This is a genomic window from Variovorax terrae (assembly GCF_022809125.1).
Taxonomy (GTDB): Bacteria; Pseudomonadota; Gammaproteobacteria; order Burkholderiales; family Burkholderiaceae_C; genus Variovorax_A; species Variovorax_A terrae.
Genome location: NZ_JALGBI010000002.1, coordinates 677,777 through 695,650, shown reverse-complemented (window position 1 = coordinate 695,650; position 17,874 = coordinate 677,777). Strand labels below are relative to the sequence as shown.

Annotated in this window: 15 protein-coding genes; 10 read left to right on the top strand and 5 right to left on the bottom strand. The window is 69.6% G+C overall.

Going from position 1 to position 17,874, the window contains the following annotated elements:
- The first annotated feature begins 17 nt into the window (after window positions 1-17).
- Window positions 18-1,397, top strand: a complete 1,380-nt coding sequence (locus MMF98_RS18740; protein WP_243308425.1) for an alpha/beta fold hydrolase — start codon at window positions 18-20, stop codon at window positions 1,395-1,397.
- 51 nt (window positions 1,398-1,448) lie between these two features.
- Here the strand turns inward: MMF98_RS18740 and MMF98_RS18735 are convergent, their stop codons facing one another.
- On the bottom strand, window positions 1,449-2,006 hold the full coding sequence (locus MMF98_RS18735; protein WP_243308424.1) for an HNH endonuclease: 558 nt from the start codon (window positions 2,004-2,006) through the stop codon (window positions 1,449-1,451).
- 163 nt (window positions 2,007-2,169) lie between these two features.
- On the opposite strand from MMF98_RS18735, the gene MMF98_RS18730 reads away from it, so the two are divergent.
- The 3 genes from MMF98_RS18730 (at window position 2,170) to lspA (ending at window position 6,725) form a co-directional block, all read left to right on the top strand.
- Window positions 2,170-3,279, top strand: coding sequence for a bifunctional riboflavin kinase/FAD synthetase (locus tag MMF98_RS18730; RefSeq protein WP_243308423.1), 1,110 nt, complete (start codon window positions 2,170-2,172; stop codon window positions 3,277-3,279).
- Between the two features lie 120 nt (window positions 3,280-3,399).
- Window positions 3,400-6,234, top strand: coding sequence for an isoleucine--tRNA ligase (gene ileS, locus MMF98_RS18725; protein WP_243308421.1), 2,835 nt, complete (start codon window positions 3,400-3,402; stop codon window positions 6,232-6,234).
- Window positions 6,234-6,725, top strand: coding sequence for a signal peptidase II (gene lspA, locus MMF98_RS18720; RefSeq protein ID WP_243308420.1), 492 nt, complete (start codon window positions 6,234-6,236; stop codon window positions 6,723-6,725). The genes ileS and lspA overlap by 1 nt, the downstream gene beginning before the upstream one ends.
- Here the strand turns inward: lspA and MMF98_RS18715 are convergent.
- The gene (locus tag MMF98_RS18715) at window positions 6,722-7,726 is read right to left on the bottom strand and encodes a sugar-binding transcriptional regulator (RefSeq protein ID WP_243308416.1); all 1,005 of its coding nucleotides are present in this window, start codon (window positions 7,724-7,726) and stop codon (window positions 6,722-6,724) included. The two genes, lspA and MMF98_RS18715, sit on opposite strands and share 4 nt — an antisense overlap.
- A 148-nt stretch (window positions 7,727-7,874) precedes the next feature.
- Between MMF98_RS18715 and MMF98_RS18710 the strand changes: the two genes are divergently transcribed.
- The 4 genes from MMF98_RS18710 (at window position 7,875) to MMF98_RS18695 (ending at window position 12,294) form a co-directional block, all read left to right on the top strand.
- The gene (locus MMF98_RS18710; protein ID WP_243308415.1) at window positions 7,875-8,744 is read left to right on the top strand and encodes an inositol monophosphatase family protein; all 870 of its coding nucleotides are present in this window, start codon (window positions 7,875-7,877) and stop codon (window positions 8,742-8,744) included.
- Complete coding sequence (locus MMF98_RS18705; RefSeq protein WP_243308414.1) at window positions 8,741-9,583, top strand: endonuclease/exonuclease/phosphatase family protein; 843 nt, start codon at window positions 8,741-8,743, stop codon at window positions 9,581-9,583. The genes MMF98_RS18710 and MMF98_RS18705 overlap by 4 nt, the downstream gene beginning before the upstream one ends.
- Window positions 9,580-10,542, top strand: coding sequence for a tripartite tricarboxylate transporter substrate binding protein (locus tag MMF98_RS18700; RefSeq protein WP_243308412.1), 963 nt, complete (start codon window positions 9,580-9,582; stop codon window positions 10,540-10,542). The genes MMF98_RS18705 and MMF98_RS18700 overlap by 4 nt, the downstream gene beginning before the upstream one ends.
- A gap of 87 nt (window positions 10,543-10,629) precedes the next feature.
- On the top strand, window positions 10,630-12,294 hold the full coding sequence (locus MMF98_RS18695) for a Na/Pi cotransporter family protein (protein WP_243308410.1): 1,665 nt from the start codon (window positions 10,630-10,632) through the stop codon (window positions 12,292-12,294).
- A gap of 24 nt (window positions 12,295-12,318) precedes the next feature.
- Here the strand turns inward: MMF98_RS18695 and MMF98_RS18690 are convergent, their stop codons facing one another.
- Complete coding sequence (locus MMF98_RS18690) at window positions 12,319-13,323, bottom strand: bile acid:sodium symporter family protein (RefSeq protein ID WP_243308408.1); 1,005 nt, start codon at window positions 13,321-13,323, stop codon at window positions 12,319-12,321.
- Between the two features lie 109 nt (window positions 13,324-13,432).
- Between MMF98_RS18690 and MMF98_RS18685 the strand changes: the two genes are divergently transcribed.
- Window positions 13,433-14,374: a LysR family transcriptional regulator gene (locus MMF98_RS18685; protein WP_243308406.1), complete on the top strand. Its 942-nt coding sequence runs from the start codon at window positions 13,433-13,435 to the stop codon at window positions 14,372-14,374.
- On the opposite strand, the gene MMF98_RS18680 is transcribed toward MMF98_RS18685, so the two are convergent.
- Both MMF98_RS18680 and MMF98_RS18675 read right to left on the bottom strand, forming a co-directional pair.
- Window positions 14,354-15,775 (bottom strand): FAD-dependent oxidoreductase, encoded by a 1,422-nt coding sequence (locus MMF98_RS18680; RefSeq protein ID WP_243308404.1) that lies wholly within the window; start codon window positions 15,773-15,775, stop codon window positions 14,354-14,356. The genes MMF98_RS18685 and MMF98_RS18680 overlap by 21 nt on opposite strands.
- Window positions 15,776-15,797: 22 nt before the next feature.
- Complete coding sequence (locus MMF98_RS18675; RefSeq protein WP_243308401.1) at window positions 15,798-16,793, bottom strand: tripartite tricarboxylate transporter substrate binding protein; 996 nt, start codon at window positions 16,791-16,793, stop codon at window positions 15,798-15,800.
- A gap of 181 nt (window positions 16,794-16,974) precedes the next feature.
- Between MMF98_RS18675 and MMF98_RS18670 the strand changes: the two genes are divergently transcribed.
- Window positions 16,975-17,871 (top strand): LysR substrate-binding domain-containing protein, encoded by an 897-nt coding sequence (locus tag MMF98_RS18670; RefSeq protein ID WP_243308399.1) that lies wholly within the window; start codon window positions 16,975-16,977, stop codon window positions 17,869-17,871.
- Window positions 17,872-17,874 lie beyond the last annotated feature (3 nt).

The window sequence follows — 17,874 nt, the reverse complement described above, 5'->3', positions numbered from 1 at the left end:
TTGAAAGGAGAGGCCGGATGATCTCACGCCGACTGTTTCTGGAGGGCGCCACCGGCGGCCTGTTGCTGGCCGGCTGCGCCGGCGCCCCCACGCTGCAGGAGGCGCCGCCCATCGTCTTCGTCCCCGGCAACGGCGACACGGCCGCCTTGTGGCAGACCACCGTCTGGCGCTTCGAGTCCAATGGCTGGCCACGCGACCGCCTCCACGTCATCGACCCGCCCTACCCGCTCTCGCGCGACGACGACGCCAAGCCCCAGCCGGGCCGCAGCTCGACGGCCGAGCACATGGCCCTGCTCAAGGCCGAGGTGGATCGGGTGCTGCAGGCCAGCGGCGCGCAGAAGGTCGTGCTGATCGGCAACTCGCGCGGCGGCAACGCCATCCGCAACTACATCCAGAACGGCGGCGGCGACAAGACCGTCAGCCACGCCGTCCTCGGCGGCACGCCCAGCCATGGCGTCTGGGCCATCCCGGGCTTCAACGAGGGCAGCGAGTTCTCGGGCACGGGCCCCTTCCTCACCGCGCTGAACGCACCGAAAGGGCCGAACGGGGACGAGGTCACGCCGGGTGTGAAATGGCTCACCGTCCGCTCCGACAACAACGACAAGTTCGCCCAGCCCGACGGCCTGTGGATCGGCGCCAGGGGCAAGCCCACCCACATCACCTTTGCCGGGCCGGAGCTCAAGGGCGCCACCAACGTGGTGATCCCGCGCATCGACCACCGCGAGACCTCGTTCTCACCGGTGGCGTTCGAGGCCACCTGGCGCTTCCTCACCGGGCGCGAGCCGGCGTCCACCGCCATCCAGCCCGAGTCGCCGATCGTGCTCGGCGGCAAGATCATCGGGCTGGGCCTGCGGCCCGACGACCCGGCCTCGGGCAATTTCGCCAACAACCTGCCGCTGGCCGGAGCCCGGCTCGAGGTCTACGCCACCGATGCCGCCACCGGCCAGCGCCGCGGCGACGCGGCGCACCGCCAGACGGTCGGCGCCGACGGCCGCTGGGGCCCGTTCACGGCGCAGGCCGGCATGCCCTACGAGTTCGTCATCAGCGCGCCGGGCTACGCCATCACCCACATCTACCGCAGCCCGTTCCCGCGTTCGAGCAAGCTCATCCACCTGCGCGCCGAGCGCCTGGCCGAGGCCGACAAGGGTGCCGGGGCGGTGGTCACGCTGACGCGCCCGCGCGGCTATTTCGACGCGGCCCGCGACCGCATGAGTTTCGACGGGCAGACCCCGCCGCCGGGCGTGCCGCCCGCGGGCGCCGGCGTGTCCAGCTCGAAGATCAAGACCGGGCCAGGCGAGGATCGCGCGATCACCGCCGAGTTCAATGGCGAGCGCCTCACGGGCCGGACCTGGCCGGCGGCGGGCAACCATCTGGTGATGCTGGAGCTGACCTACTGAGCGCTCCCCCCGAGGGGTGCAAGAAAACCCGGGGGAGCCGGGCCGGCCGCTTCAGGCGAACAGCCGCGAAGTCCTGGGCAGATGCGCCATCAGGAACTCCATCTGGTCCGCCAGGATGCGGCGGTTGCGCAGGATGAAGTCTTCCCACAGGCTGGGCACATAGGGTGCGTACAGCAGCGGCATGTGCGCCTGTTCGGGTGTGCGGTTGCCCTTGCGGTGGTTGCAGGCGCGGCAGGCCGTGACCACGTTCATCCAGGTGTCGATGCCGTTCTGCGCGAACGGGATGATGTGCTCGCGCGTGAGATCGTCCTCGAGGAAATGGTCGCCGCAGTAGGCGCAGACGTTGCGGTCGCGCGCGAACAGCTTGCTGTTGGTGAGGCCCGGCTTGAGGTCGAACGGATTGATGTTGGGCACGCCCTTGGTGCCGATGATGCTGCTGATGGCGATGACGGACTGCTCGCCCGTGACGGCGTTGTGGCCGCCGTGGAACACGGCCACCTCGGCGCCGACTTCCCAGCGCACCTCTTCCGCCGCGTAGTGGAGCACCGCCTGTTCAAGCGAAATCCACGACTGCGGCAACCCTTGGGCCGACAGCTTCAAGACCTTCACAACACGCCTCCATCAACAATCGGAAAACCACTGACCGGATACGCAAACGTCTCTCAAGCACAATATACCCTGTTTCGATGACAGTTTCGTTCCACAGGGTCTTGAAGCGCTTGATTGCGGGCGCTCCTCTGCTATCAAAAAGATACCAACACCGATCCCTGCCATGCGCATTTTCAGAGGCTTCCACCATCCCGGCATCGCCCCCGCCTGTGCCCTGACCATCGGCAACTTCGACGGCGTGCACCGCGGCCACCAGGCCATGCTGGCGCTGCTGAACAACGAGGCGCGGCATCGCGGCGTGCCCAGCTCCGTGATGACCTTCGAGCCGCATCCGCGCGACTATTTCGCCGCGGTGGCGCGCAAATCCGAGCTGGCGCCCGCCCGCATCGCCACGCTGCGCGACAAGCTCACCGAGCTCGAGCGCTGCGGCGTCGAGCAGTGCGTGGTGCTGCCGTTCGACGCGAAGCTGTCGTCGCTGTCGCCCCAGGCCTTCATCGACGACGTGCTGGTGCGCGGCCTGGGCGTGAAGTACGTGCTGGTGGGCGACGACTTCCGCTTCGGCGCCCGGCGCGCGGGCGACTACGCCATGCTGGACGCGGCCGGCAACGCCAGGGGCTTCGACGTGGCACGCATGAACAGTTATGAGGTGCATGGCCTGCGCGTGTCCAGCTCAGCCGTGCGCGAGGCCCTGGGCCAGGGCCGGATGGACGATGCCGCGCGGCTGCTCGGGCGGCCCTACAGCATCAGCGGCCACGTGGTGCACGGGCGCAAGCTCGGGCGTGATCTGGGCGCTTCCGGGCCGGGACGCGGCGACGGCTTTCGCACCCTCAACCTGCGCTTCGCGCACTGGAAGCCGGCGGCCAGCGGCATCTTCGCGGTGCGGGTGCACGGCTTGACCGAGCCGCCGCCGGGCCGCCCCAAGGCGGCTTGCGCCCCCTTGGGGGGCAGCGAACCAGGCGAAGCCGGGAGCGTGGGGGCCTTGGGTCGCCCGCTGCCCGGCGTGGCCAACCTGGGCATCCGCCCCTCGATCGACCCCGACGACGTGAACGGCGGCCGGGTGCTGCTGGAGACGCACTGCCTCGAATGGCCCGACAGCCTGGGCGCCGAGGGAGCGTACGGTAAAATCATCCGCGTGGAACTGCTGCACAAACTGCACGACGAACTGAGGTACGACAGTCTCGATGCCCTGACCCGGGGCATCCGCCAGGACTGCGACGAGGCTCGCGCGTACTTTGCCGCCACGCGTCGCCAGACCACGCGCGACCGAATTTAAAGCCCGCCTGCCCCGCAGCTGCGCGCCCTTGGACAGGCTCAGGGCGAACGGCTTACCTCACGCACCGATCACCTCCCCCGTTCGGGCTGAGCCTGTCGAAGCCCTAGCGAAGATTCCGTCATGTCCGAAACCAAACCCGACTACCGCGCCACCCTCAACCTGCCCGACACGCCGTTCCCGATGCGCGGCGACCTGCCCAAGCGCGAGCCGGGCTGGGTCAAGGACTGGGAGGACCAGGGCCTGTACAAGAAGCTGCGCGACGCGCGCTGCAACGCGCCCAAGTTCGTGCTGCACGACGGCCCGCCCTATGCCAACGGCCAGATCCACATGGGCCACGCGGTCAACAAGATCCTCAAGGACATGATCGTCAAGGCGCGCCAGCTCAAGGGCCTGGACGCCGGCTACATCCCCGGCTGGGACTGCCACGGCCTGCCGATCGAGAACGCGATCGAGAAGAAGTACGGCCGCAACCTGCCGCGCGACGAGATGCAGGCCAAGAGCCGCGCCTTCGCCACCGAGCAGATCGCGATCCAGATGGCCGACTTCAAGCGCCTGGGCGTGCTGGGCGACTGGGACCATCCCTACCGCACCATGGACTTCAGCAACGAGGCCGACGAGATCCGCGCCTTCAAGCGCGTGATGGAGCGCGGCTTCGTCTACCGCGGCCTGAAGCCCGTGTACTGGTGCTTCGACTGCGGCTCCTCGCTGGCCGAGTTCGAGATCGAGTACGCCGACAAGAAGAGCCAGACCGTGGACGTGGCCTTCAAGGCCGACGAACCCGCCCGGGTAGCGGCCGCGTTCGGCCTGCCCGCGCTCGCCAAGGACGCCTTCGCCGTCATCTGGACCACCACCGCCTGGACCCTGCCGGCCAACCAGGCACTGAACCTCAACCCCACGCTCGACTACGCGCTGGTGGACACGGAGCGCGGCCTGCTGATCCTGGCGGCCTCGCTGGTCGAGTCGTGCCTGCAGCGCTACCACCTGCAGGGTGGCACCGTGCTGGCCACGGTGAAGGGCGAGAAGCTCGGCGGCCTGAACTTCCAGCACCCGCTGTACGACGTGGACGCGGGCTACCGCCGCCTGTCGCCGGTGTACCTGGCCGACTACGCCACCGCCGACGACGGCACCGGCATCGTTCACTCCTCGCCCGCCTACGGCCTGGACGACTTCAACTCCTGCGTGGCGCATGGCCTCGGCTACGACGACATCCTGAACCCGGTGCAGGCCAACGGCGCCTACGCGGCCGACTTCCCGCTGTTCGGCGGCCTCCACATCTGGAAGGCCGTGCCGCAGATCATCGAGACCCTGAAAGGTGCCCACCGCCTGCTCGCCACCGCCACCATCAGCCACAGCTACCCGCACTGCTGGCGCCACAAGACGCCGGTGATCTACCGCGCCGCGGCCCAGTGGTTCATCCGCATGGACGAGGGCGAGGGCGTGTTCACCAAGGACAAGGCGCCCAAGACGTTGCGCCAGCTCGCGCTGGACGCGATCGAGCAGACCGGCTTCTTCCCCGAGAACGGCAAGGCCCGCCTGCGCGACATGATCGCCGGCCGGCCCGATTGGTGCATCAGCCGCCAGCGCAGCTGGGGCGTGCCGCTGCCGCTGTTCCTGCACCAGGAGACGGGCGAGCTGCACCCGCGCACGCCGGAAATCCTCGACATGGCGGCCGCCATCGTCGAGAAGGGCGGCATCGAGGCCTGGAGCAAGACCGCGCCCGAGGCCGTCATCGGCGCCGAGGATGCGCAGCGCTACACCAAGAGCACCGACATCCTCGAAGTCTGGTTCGACTCCGGCACCACCCACACCACGGTGCTCAAGGGCTCGCACCGCGGCGCGGGGCACGAGAGCGGCCCCGAGGCCGACCTCTACCTCGAAGGCCACGACCAGCACCGCGGCTGGTTCCACTCCTCGCTGCTGACCGCCTGCGCGATGTACGGCCGCGCGCCCTACAAGGCGCTGCTGACGCACGGCTTCACGGTGGACAGCCAGGGCCGCAAGATGAGCAAGTCGCTGGGCAACGGCGTGGACCCGCAGGAAACCAGCAAGAAGCTGGGCGCCGAGATCATCCGCCTGTGGGTGGCCGCCAGCGACTACTCGGGCGACATCGCCGGCGACGACAAGATCCTCGCGCGCGTGGTCGATGCCTACCGCCGCATCCGCAACACGCTGCGCTTCCTGCTGGCCAACACCAGCGACTTCGACATCGCGACGGACGCCGTGCCGCCCGACCAATTGCTGGAGATCGACCGCTACGCGCTCAGCCGCGCCGCGCAGTTCCAGGCCGAAGTGCTCGCGCATTTCGAGGTCTATGAGTTCCACCCCGTGGTGGCCAAGCTGCAGGTCTACTGCTCGGAAGACCTGGGCGCGTTCTACCTCGACATCCTCAAGGACCGCCTCTACACCACGGCGCCGAAGTCGCTGGCGCGGCGCAGCGCCCAGACCGCGCTGTGGCACATCACCCAGGCCATGCTGCGCTGGATGGCGCCGTTCCTGAGCTTCACCGCGGAAGAGGCCTGGAAGCTGGCGGGCCGGTCCGAGTCGATCTTCTTCGAGACCTACACCGCGTTTGACGCGCCCGACGAGGCGCTGCTGGCCAAGTGGAGCCGCCTGCGCGAGATCCGCGACCAGGTGAACAAGGACATCGAAGCCCTGCGCGCCGCCGGCCAGGTGGGCTCCTCGCTGCAGGCCAACGTGGCGCTGCAGGCCGGCCCCGACGACCATGCGCTGCTGGCCAGCCTGGGCGACGACCTGAAGTTCGTCTTCATCACATCCGCTATTGATTTGATAGCAGGAAACGACCTGCAGATCAGGACATCCGCCAGTTCTTCCGTGAAATGCGAGCGCTGCTGGCATTACCGCGACGACGTGGGCAGCGATCCGGCCCATCCCACCCTGTGCGGCCGCTGCACCAGCAACCTGTTCGGCGCCGGCGAAGACCGGAAGTTCGCCTGATGGCCCGCTCATCCTCCTCCGGCAGCTGGCTGCCCTGGCTGGGCCTGGCGCTCATCATCCTGATCGCCGACCAGTTCACCAAGGTGCTGATCCTGGGCTACTACCGCCTGGGCGACGCCACCTACGTCACCAGCTTCTTCAACGTGGTGCGGGCCCACAACACCGGCGCGGCCTTCTCCTTCCTGGCCGCGGCCTCGGGCTGGCAGCGCTGGTTCTTCACCGCCATCGGCGTGGCGGCCGCGCTGTTCATCGTCTGGATGCTGCGCTCGCATGCGGGGCAGAAGCTGTTCTCCTTCGCGCTGGCCTGCATCCTGGGCGGCGCGGTGGGCAATGTGGTGGACCGCCTGCTGCACGGCTACGTGGTGGACTTTCTGGACTTCCACCTCGCCGGACGCCACTTCCCGGCCTTCAACCTGGCCGACAGCGCCATCACGCTGGGCGCGGCCTGCCTGATCCTCGACGAGCTGCTGCGGGTGCGGCGGGCGCGCTAAGCGCGCGGCTCCTGCGCCAGGATGGCGCGCGCCGTGCCCTCGTCCGTCACGAGGGTCGTGATGCCGCCCCGGCGCAGGGCGACCCGCATCACGTCCACCTTCTCCGGGCCCAGCCCCACCATGACGACCTCGGGAATATGGCCCAGGGTGTCGAGGTCGAGGCCGATCCGGCGCTGGTTGATGTCATGGTCGATTTCACGCCCCGAGGCATCGAAGATCACCCCCAGGATCGAGCCCACGCCGCCGAGCGCCAGGATGTCGTCCAGCTCCCGGTCGGTCATCAGGTGCTTGAGGATGCGCTTTTGCGAGGCCACCAGGGCGCCGGGCGAGAACACCGCCACATCGCATGTCCTGGCGAGCGCCAGCACGCTGCGCACCATGCCCAGGCCGTTCAGGATGTCCCGCTCCGCGGCGTCGCGGGCATAGGTGGGTGCCGCCAGGTAGTGGCAGGACGCGCCCAGGGTCACGGCCAGGCGGGCCACCACCTCCTGCGGCAGCACCTGCCCGGTCGGCGTCAGGTCGCCCTGCAGTGACACCACCGACAGCGCCGGGTAGCTGGCGGCGCGCAGGCCCTGGAACAGCGAGTAGCAGGTGCGGCCACGGTGCGTCCCGACGGTCATGCCGTCTTCCAGCAGGTCGTTGAGGAACATGCCCAGGGTCGCGCCGATGTTGCCCAGCGTCCGCTCGTCGCCCCCGGCGTCCGGCACGATGAACGCCCGCTTCAGCGCATGGCGCTCGCGCATCTGCGCCTCCAGCTCCACCAGCGGGCGCGAGGCCGAATCGATCTCGATGCGCACCACGCCGGACTCGCGGGCCATCGTCAGCAGGCGGTTGACGCGCATGCGGTTCAGGTGCAGGGCCTGCGCAATGTCCTCCTGGCGCCGCCCCTCCATGAAGTACATCCACGCCACCCGCGTCAGCAGGCGCTGGTGGTCCAGGTCCTCGGAGACCGGCGGCACGGCGGCGGCGGGGGGCGGTTGGCTGGCTCGGGTACGTCGCATGCGCTGATCCTAATCGCCCGCCGGCCGTCTCCCGGGGGCCTAGGGTAAATATCTATCATATGAACATTTAATAATCATATGATTCATCAACCCGAAACCTTGGCCAGGCGGCGCCTCTGACTCCACCGGCCTGCCCCGCTTTTTTTTCATGACACCTACCCTCGAACAACTGGACGCCACGGCCGACCTGATGCTGGCGGTCGCCGATGAGGCCATCCTTCCCTGCTTTCGCCGGCTCGGCCCCCAGGACGTGCGCGCCAAGAGCTCGGCGATCGACCTCGTGACGGTGGCCGATGAGGCCGCCGAGCGCCTGCTGACGGCGCGGCTGCCAGCCCTGTTTCCAGGCGCGCTGGTGATCGGCGAGGAAGCCGTGGCGCGCGACGAGGGGCTGCTGGAGGCCCTGGACGGGAGCGGCCTGGTGATCCTGGTCGACCCGGTCGACGGCACCCGCAATTTCGCCTCGGGGCTGAGCCTGTTCGGCGTCATGGTGGCCTTCCTGGCCGGGGGCCGCGTGCTGGCCAGCGTCATCTGCGACCCGGTGGGCCGCGACTGGGCCATGGCACGGCGTGGCGGCGGCGCCTGGGTCCGCCACCGCGATGGGCGGCGCGAACGGCTGCGCGCCGCGAAGGCGCGCCCCGTCTCCGAGATGGAGGGCTGCGGCCTCTGGCTGAATCTGGACGAGCCCGCGCGCTCGCGGGTGGCGGTCGGGCTCACGGCCTTCGCGTCGAATGCGGCCTACCGCTGCGCGGCGCAGGAATACCGGCTCATCGCCTCCGGCCACTACGATTTCGCGCTGTACCACAAGCTGGCGCCCTGGGACCATGCCCCCGGCGTGCTGCTGCACGAGGAAGCGGGCGGCTACTGCGCGCACCTGGACGGCCAGCCCTACGACCCCCGGCGCCGCACCGGCGGGCTGCTGTCCGCCCCCGACGCGGCCAGTTGGCACGCCATCCGCCATGCGCTGCAACTGGCGCCCGCCGCTGCGGCCCTGGCCCGTGAACCGGAGCCGGCCGCATGAAGCTCATCACCTGGAACATCCAATGGGGGCTGGGTATGGATGGCCGCGTCGACCTGCCCCGCATCGTCCGCACTGCGCGGGACATGGCGGATTTCGATGTGCTGTGCCTGCAGGAAGTCACCGACAACTACCCCGGCCTACCCGGCAATGACGGCAGCAACCAGTTCGATGCGCTGCAGGCCCTGCTGCCCGGGTACCGCGCGATCGACGGCGTGGCGGTCGACCGCGAGACGCCGGGCCTCGGGCGGCAGCGCTTCGGCAACATGATTTTTTCGCGCTACCCGGTGCTGCAGGTACTGCGCCACCAGTTGCCCTGGCCCGCCGAGCCCACGCTTCCGACCATGCCGCGCCTGGCGCTCGAAGCCGTGCTGCTGGCGCCGGACGGCGCGCTGCGCGTCACGACCACGCACCTGGAGTACTACTCGGCACGCCAGCGCGAGGCCCAGATCGACATGCTGCGCCGTGTCCACGCGGACGCCTGCAGCCACGCGGCGGACGTGGTCCAGGCCCACAAGATCGGCAGCCCCTTCGAAACCCGGCCGAGCGGACAGCGTGCCATCCTCACGGGCGATTTCAACTGCACGCCGGAAGACGCCGCCGTGGCCCGCCTCCAGGCGCTCCAGGCCGACGTGCCGGCCTACGTCGATGCGTGGCCCCTGGTGCATCCCCGCCAGCCCCACCTGCCAACCGTCGGGCAGCACGACCCGGCCGCACCGAAACGTTGCCTCGACTTCATCTTCGTCTCGAGCGATCTGGCGCCGCAGGTGCGCACCCTCGGCGTCCAGGCAGACACCCACGCTTCCGATCACCAACCGCTTTTACTGGAGATTCACCCATGAACCGCAGATCCATGCTCCTTCTGCCGGCACTGCTCGCTGCCTCGGCCGCCCTGGCGCAGGCCGCCTATCCGGCCCGGCCGGTGACGCTGGTGGTGCCGTTCGCGCCGGGCGGCGCGACGGATGTGCTGGCACGCGAAGTCGGGCTTCAGCTGGCGGCGCAGCTCAAGCAGCCCGTCGTGATCGACAACAAGCCCGGTGCGGGCACGACCATCGGCACCAGCTTCGTCGCCAAGGCCGCGCCCGACGGCTACACGCTGCTGTTCGCTCCCACGCCGTTCAGCATCTCGCAGGTGATGTACCCCCGGCTTCCCTACGATGCGCAGCGCGATTTCACGCCGGTTGCACTGCTGGCCGAAGCCCCGTTCATCCTGGTGGCCCACCCTTCCGTGCCGGCCAACTCCGTCAAGGAGCTGATCGCCCTGGCCAAGGCCAAGCCCGGCACACTGAGCTTCGCCTCCGCCGGCAACGGCACGGTCCCGCACCTGGCGGGAGAACTGTTCAAGCTGCGCACCCAGACCGACCTCGTGCACGTGCCCTACAAGGGCGGCGGCCCGGCGATCGTCGATCTGGTGGCGGGCCAGACGCAGTTGATGTTTGCCGTTCCAGTCGAGGTGGCCCAGCAGGTCGCGGCGGGCCGCCTCAAGGTGCTGGCCACCACGGCGCCGGAGCGCCTGGCCTCGTACCCGGATGTGCCCACGCTGCGCGAAAGCGGCGTGAACGGCGCGGAGGTCCGCTCCTGGTTCGGCCTCGTGGCCCCCGCCGGCGTGCCGCGCCCGGTCGTCGACAAGCTGGCCGCCGAGCTGGCCCGGGTGGCCGAATCGCCCGCGATCCGGGCCAGCTTCGCGACCCAGGGCGTCATGATCCGCGTCAAATCGGGCGAGGACTACGCGCGCTACATCGCCGCCGACGTGGCGCAGTGGCGCGAAGTCGTCAAGGCGTCCAATGCCCGGATCGACTAGCCGTGGCCGTCCTCCGGCCAAGCCGCGGGCCTGACCGGGGGTGGCCCGGTCGAAACGGCAGAGGCATGAGGGTATAGTCCTTCACAGATGAAGCATCTGTTGAATCTTCTGGCAGCGATCGCGCTGCTCGTCTGGGGGACCCATCTCGTTCGCACCGGCGTGCTGCGCGTCTTCGGCGCCAACCTGCGCCGCATCCTCGCGCGCAGCATGGGCAACCGGTTCACCGCGGCACTGTCGGGTATCGGCGTCACTGCGCTGGTGCAGTCGAGCACCGCCACCTCGCTCATGACCTCCTCCTTCGTCGGCCAGGGCCTGATCACCCTGCCGGCGGCGCTGGCCGTGATGCGCGGCGCCGACGTGGGCACGGCCCTGATGTCGGTGTTCTTCTCGTTCGACCTGTCCTGGCTCTCGCCGCTGTTCATCTTCGTCGGCGTGGTGCTGTTCCTGTCGCGCCAGGACGCCACCGTCGGGCGCATCGGGCGGGTGCTGATCGGCCTGGGCCTGATGCTGCTGGCCCTGCGGCTGGTGGTGGACGCCACCGAGCCGCTGGTGGCCGCGCCCGCGGTGCGGGCCCTGCTGTCCTCGCTCGGCAGCGACGTTCTGCTCGAAATCACCGTGGGCGCCGTGCTGGCGGTCGCGGCCTACTCCAGCCTGGCCGTGGTGCTGCTGATCGCCGCGCTGGCGGCGGCCTCCGCCGTCCCGCTGGACGTGGCGCTGGGCCTGGTGCTGGGCGCCAATCTCGGCAGCGGCCTGCTGGCCGTGCTGACCACCGCCAAGTCCCCGGTCGAGGTGCGCCAGGTCACGGTGGGCAACCTGTTCTTCAAGCTGCTGGGCGTGGCGCTGCTCGCCCCCTGCATCGGCCTGTGGCTGCGCCACGTGCAGCCGATGCTGGCAGACGCCACCAGCACCGTGGTGCTGTTCCACCTGGCCTTCAACGTGGCCATCAGCCTGGGCTTCATCGGCCTGACGCAACTGGTGGCGCGCGGCGTCCAGAAGCTGCTGCCCAAACCCGAGCAGCCGCCCTCGCAGATGCGGCTGCAGCACCTGGACCCGTCGGCGCTGTCCACGCCGTCGCTGGCGATCTCGTGCGCGGCGCGCGAGGCCATGCACCAGGCCGACGTGGTGGAGACCATGCTCAACGGCGTGCTCACCGTCATCAAGACCAATGACCTGCGGCTGGCCGAGGAGCTGCGCAAGATGGACGACTCCGTCGACGAGCTGTACTCGTCCATCAAGTACTACCTCACCAAGATTTCGCGCGAGGCGCTGGCCGAGGAAGAAAGCCGGCGCTGGACCGACATCATCAGCTTCACCATCAACATGGAGCAGATCGGCGACATCATCGAGCGCGTGCTGATCGACATCGAGGACAAGAAGATCAAGAAGGACCGCAGCTTCTCCGAGGCCGGCATGGCCGAGATCACCGAGCTGCACGCGCGCCTGCTGGACAACCTGCGCCTGGGCATGAGCGTGTTCCTCAACGGCACGGTGCGCGATGCGCAGAAGCTGCTGGAAGAGAAGGCGCGCTTTCGCGACCTGGAACGCGCCTACGCCAGCACGCACCTGGCCCGGCTGTCCGACAACACGGTGCAGAGCATCGAGACCAGCTCGCTGCACATCGACCTGATCAGCGACCTGAAGCGCATCAACTCGCATATCTGCTCGATCGCCTACCCGATCCTCGACTCCGCCGGCGCCCTGGCGCCCAACCGGCTGCGCCAGCCGGCGCTGGCCGAGCAGGCCGAGCGCTGACCCCCCGGCAAGCCAGCCGAAGCCTCAGCCCGCGGCGGCGCTGGCCCGCGCTGCGGGGGCGTCTTCTGCGCGGCGCGCATAGCGCTGCGCCAGCACCGCGCAGACCATGAGCTGCATCTGGTGGAACAGCATCAGCGGCAGCACGATGGCGCCCACCGCGTGCGAGGCGAACAGCACTTTGGCCATGGGAATGCCGCTGGCCAGGCTCTTCTTGGAGCCGCAGAACACGATGGTCACCTCGTCGGCCTTGTCGAAGCCGAGCCGGCGGCTGGCCCAGGTGGTGACGGTGAGCGCCAGCGCCAGCAGCACCGCGCAGACCACCAGCACGCCGGCCAGCGCCGCCAGCGGCACCTGCTTCCACAGGCCCTCGATCACGGCCGCGCTGAAGGCCGTGTAGACCACCAGCAGGATCGAGCCCTGGTCCACGAAGCGCAGCACCGCGGCGCGGCGCCTGATCCAGCCGCCGATCCAGCGCCGCAACAACTGGCCGGCGATGAAGGGCGCCATCAGCTGCAGCATGATGCGCGGGATCGAGTCGAACGAACCGGAGGCACCGGCGCCATGCTGCACCACCAGCAGGTTGACCAGCAGCGGCGTGACGAAGATGCCCAGCAGCGTCGAGGCCGAGGCGCTGCAGACGGCGGCCGGCATGTTGCCGCGCGCCATCGCGGTGAAGGCAATCGCCGACTGCACCGTGGCCGGCAGCGCGCACAGGAACAGCACGCCCAGGTACAGCTCGGGCGTCACCAGCGGCGCCAGCAGCGGCTTGAGCGCCAGCCCCAGCAGCGGAAACAGCACGAAGGTGCTGGCAAACACCAGCAGGTGCAGCCGCCAGTGCGTGGCGCCCGCGATCACGGCCTCGCGCGACAGCTTGGCGCCATGCAGGAAGAACAGCAGGCCGACGGCCACCGTGGTCGCCGTCTCGAAGCCATGGGCCACGCCGCCGCGCGCCGGCAGCAGGCTGGCCAGGGTGACCGTGGCCACCAGGGCCAGGGTGAAGTTGTCGGGCAGGAAACGCGGGCGGGACATGGCGAAAACTCCTTGGCGCCCCCGCAGGACAGGAGCGAATGAAGCTATTGGAGCCCTGCCCGATTGAAAAGAGAAATGGATTTCTCTGATGGATATATGATTTCAAATCATGAATGTGACGCTGCGCCAGCTCCGCGTGTTCCAAGCCGTGGCCGACAGCCGCAATTTCAGCCGTGCCGGCGACCGCATCGGGCTGACCCAGCCGGCCGTGAGCCGCTGCATCCACGAGCTCGAAGGCCAGCTCGGCCTCAAGCTGGTGAACCGCACCACGCGCGAGGTGGAGCTGACCGAGGCCGGGCGCAGCCTGGCGGGCCGCCTGGACCGCCTGCTCGATGAGCTGGAGATCGCGCTGTCCGACGTGCAGGGCATGGCCACGCAGCGGCGCGGCAAGGTGCGCGTGGCCAGCAGCCCCACGCTGTCGGCCAACCTGATGCCGGCCTGCATCGCCGAATGCCAGCGCAGCCACCCCGGCATCCAGCTGGTGCTGCTGGACCGCATCCAGCAGGACGTGCTGGGCAGCGTGCGCGCCGGCGAGGTGGACTTCGGCCTCGTGATCGACCCGGGCTCGCCCGAAGACCTGCACGGCGAGGTGATCCTGTCCGAGCCCTTCTGCCTGGTCTGCCCGCCCGGCCACCGCTTCGCGCGGCGCCGCAGCGTGCCCTGGCGGGAGCTCACGGGCGAGCGGCTGGTGCTGCTGGACCACGCCTCGGGCAGCCGCCGCCTGATCGACCTGGCGCTGGCGAACCACCAGGTGCGCTGCGAGGTGGTGCAGGAGCTGGGCCACCCCACCACCGCGTTCCGCATGGTCGAGGCCGGGCTCGGCATCACCGTGCTGCCGGCGCTGGCGCTGCATGCGGCCGAGCTGAGCGCGCTGTGCGTGCGGCCGCTGACGCCGCGCGTGGACCGCGACGTCATGCTGGTGCACCGGCGCAACCGGGCGCTGGCGCCCGTGGTGCAAACCGTCTGGAACCTGATCCGGGACGTGGTGGCCACCGTGCCGGTGGACCTCCCCGCCATGCGGGCACCTGGCTCAGCGCGTCATGCTGGCTGACAGGCGGGCCTGCGGCAGGTAGGCGCCGGCGCCGCGCAGGGTCTCCACCAGCGCACGCGTGTCGAGGTCGCAAGCCGGCTGGCCGGTGCGCACCGACTGCGCGGCCGCCGTGCCCACCGCCTGGCCCATCAGGTAGGCCGCCGACTGCGCGCGAATCGAGCCGTGCACCTTGGTGTCGCTCGAATGGCAGCGCCCGGCCACCCAGAGGTTGTTCCAGCCGCGCGGCACCAGGATGCTGTAGGGAATGCCGACGCTGCCGCCCAGGCCCAGGTTGTCCTTGCCGTGGAAATCCTTGAGGAAGCGCTCGTACTCCTCGCGCGAGGTGTTGGTCGGGTGCACGTCGGTCGGCCGGTTGTAGACCGCCACCTGGTCAGCAAACTGGCGGCGCTCGCGGAAGTCCTCGATGGTCAGCTCGAACTCGCCGACGATGCGGCGCGAGTCGCGCACACCCATCACCGGCGCCGTGGCCAGCAGCTCGACCTGCTCGCAGCCCGGCACGTATTGGCGGTAGAACTCGGCGTATTCCACGGCCAGCTTGCGGCCGAATACCATGCCGTCCGACAGGCTGCGGATCGACAGCGGGTTGAGATTGAACACATGGCCGCCGTTGAGCGCGCCGCTGTGTTCGCCGATCTTGTTCATGCCCGGCATGAAGCGGTCTTCCTGGCTGAAATGCCCGTCGGCGATGGCCTGCGGCAGCAGCTCGGTCTTGGTGCGGTTCTTCACCGCGTCGATGCCGCGCCAGTCGCTGCCGTAGTCCGGGTGCGACCAGTCCACGCCGGCGAACAGCGAGCACAGGGTGCTCGGTGCCACGGTGTCGGTGTCGCGCAGCACCACCTTGCACTCGGCGCCCGCCAGCGCCGCCAGGGCGGCGTCGCCGGTGGCGTCGACGAAGGTTTTGGCCGGCACGTAGCGCAGGCCCTCCACGTTGCTCAGCACCACGCCGCGCACCTCGTGGCCCTGCACCTCGGCCTCGACCACGCGGGTGAAGAAGCGGATCTCCACCCCGGCCTGCACCGCGAATTCGTCCAGGATGCGCTTGAGGCTCTCGGGCTTGAACGGCACCCAGCGGTTGAGCTGCGCGTCCAGAAATTCCTGCACCACATGCGGGCCGAAGGCCTGCCGCGCCTGCATGGTTTCGAGCAGTTCTTTCATGAAGCCGCCGACCAGCATGCGCTCGCCGTCGGACACCGGCCCGAACGAGGCCACCAGGCCCGAGGTGCCCATGCCGCCCAGGCAGCCCGTGGCCTCGACCAGCAGGGTCTTGAGGCCCAGGCGCGCCGCGCAGACCGCGGCGGCCGTGCCGGCCGGCCCGCCGCCGGCCACGACGAGGTCGTAGGCCTCGTCCGCCGGGATGCGGCGGTTCAGTTGATAGGTGGGTGAAGAGTTGTCGGTGTTCATCGGGAGTATCCAGGTCTCGGGGTCATTGCAGGCGGCTGCCCAGCGGCTTGGTCACGGCGGCGAAACGCGCCACCTCACTGCGGATGAAAGCCTCGAACTCGGCTGCGGGCTGCGGCGCCAGCTCGATGCCCATGTCGGCCAGCGCCTTCGCCATCTCGGGCGCGCGCAGCACAGCCAGCAGGTCGTCGCCGATGCGCTGCAGCAGATCGCGCGGCAGCCCCGCGGGCGCCACGAAGCCGGCCCAGTTGACCGCCTCGTAGCCCGGCAGGGTCTCGGCGATGGCCGGCCACGCGGGGTACAGCGGGCTGCGCTGGCTGCTGGTCACGCCCAGCACCTTGAGCTGGCCGGCCTTGACGAAGCTCTCGGCCGAACTGGCGACCGCGAAGCCCAGCGGAATCTGCCCGCCGATCATGTCGGTGTACATCTTGGCCGCGCCGTTGTAGGGCACATGCTGGAGTTCGATGCCGGCCATGTGGTTCAGCATCTCGCCGGCCAGTTGGGCCGAGGTGCCGATGCCGTTCGAGCCGAACGACAGCTGGCCGGGCCGGGCCTTGGCCAGCGCGATCAGGCCCTTGATGTCCTGGGCCGGGAAGCTGGCCGGCGCCATCAGGGCCACCGTGTAGTAGCCCACGCGCGTCACCGGCTGCAGGTCCTTCAGGCTGTCGTAGGGCAGGTCCTTGCGCTGCACGGCGTTGATGCTGAGCGAGCTGCCCAGCAGGGCCAGCGTGTAGCCGTCGGGCGCGCTGCGCACCGTGGCCAGCGTGCCGATCACCACGCCGCCGCCCGGCTTGTTGTCCAGCACCACCGGCTGCTTCCAGCGTGCCTCCAGCCGCTCGGCGATCAGGCGGGCCAGGCGGTCGGCCGCGCCGCCGGGCGGCTGCGGCAGGATCAGGCGCACGGGCCGGCTCGGAAAGCCCTGGGCCCGCGCCAGCCCGGCGGGTAGCGCGGCCAGCGCCAGGCCCTGCAGCAGCAGCCGGCGCGCCAGGGCCTGCGGGGGAACCTCGGTGGTGATGGTCATGCTTTGTCTCCTGGGGCGCTGTGCGGCCCGGTACCGCTTCAGGCGGCTTGTTCATCCATGCGGCGATTGTTGGGCCGCGCCCGATCCGCCGCAAATGAAAAGAGTTCCGCAGGACTTAACCTTGGGTTATGTGCCTGCACGACAATCGAGGCCCTCGAACAGCCATCCCCACGGAGTCCCGATGAACCTGCGCCACATGGAAGTTTTCAGGGCCGTCATGCTGACCGGCGGCGTGAGCGGCGCGGCGCAGCTGCTGCACGTCTCGCAGCCGGCCATCAGCAAGCTGCTGGCGCAGGCGGCGCGCCACAGCGGCCTGACGCTGTTCGAGCGGGTCCGGGGCCGGCTGGTGCCGACGCCCGAGGCGCAGCAGCTCTACGAGGAAATCGAAATCCTGTGGCGCGGGCTGGAGCGGGTGCGCGATGTCTCGCGCGGCCTGGCCCACCCGAGCGACGGCTCGCTGCGGCTGGCCGTGTCGGCCAGTCTGGCGCCCTATCTCGCGCCGCAGGCCATGGCGCTGCTGTACGCGCAGTTCCCGCAGCTCAAGACCCGGGTGGAGATCCTGGTGCCCTCGATCATGGTGGACGCCCTGCTCGACCAGTCGGTGCACCTGGGCGTCTGCCTGCTGCCCAACGAGCACCCCAACCTGGTCACCGTCAAGAGCTACCAGTGCGGCCTGGCCTGCGTGATGCCCGAGGGCCACCCGCTGGCGGCGCGCCAGCTGATCCGGCCGCAGGACCTGGTCGGGCACCGCGTGATCGCCTCGCCCGCCAGCACGCTCTATGGCCAGACCCTGCAGCGCTCCTACGGCGCGGCCGGCCCGCGCCTGCAGATCGACATGGAGGTGCGCTCGGCCGCCACGGCCTGCTGGTTCGCGCAGGCGGGCAACGGCATCGCGGTGGTCGACCAGGCGGCGGTGGCGGTCGCGGACCAGGCCATCCGCGGCCTGGTGGTGCGGCCCTTCCAGGCCCGCGAGCGGCTGGGCGTCAGCATCATCCGCCACCGCTACCGGCCGCTGTCGGTGGTGCAGAAGGCGTTCTGCCAGGCGTTCGACACGGTGTGGAAGAACGCTTTGGGCTGACGC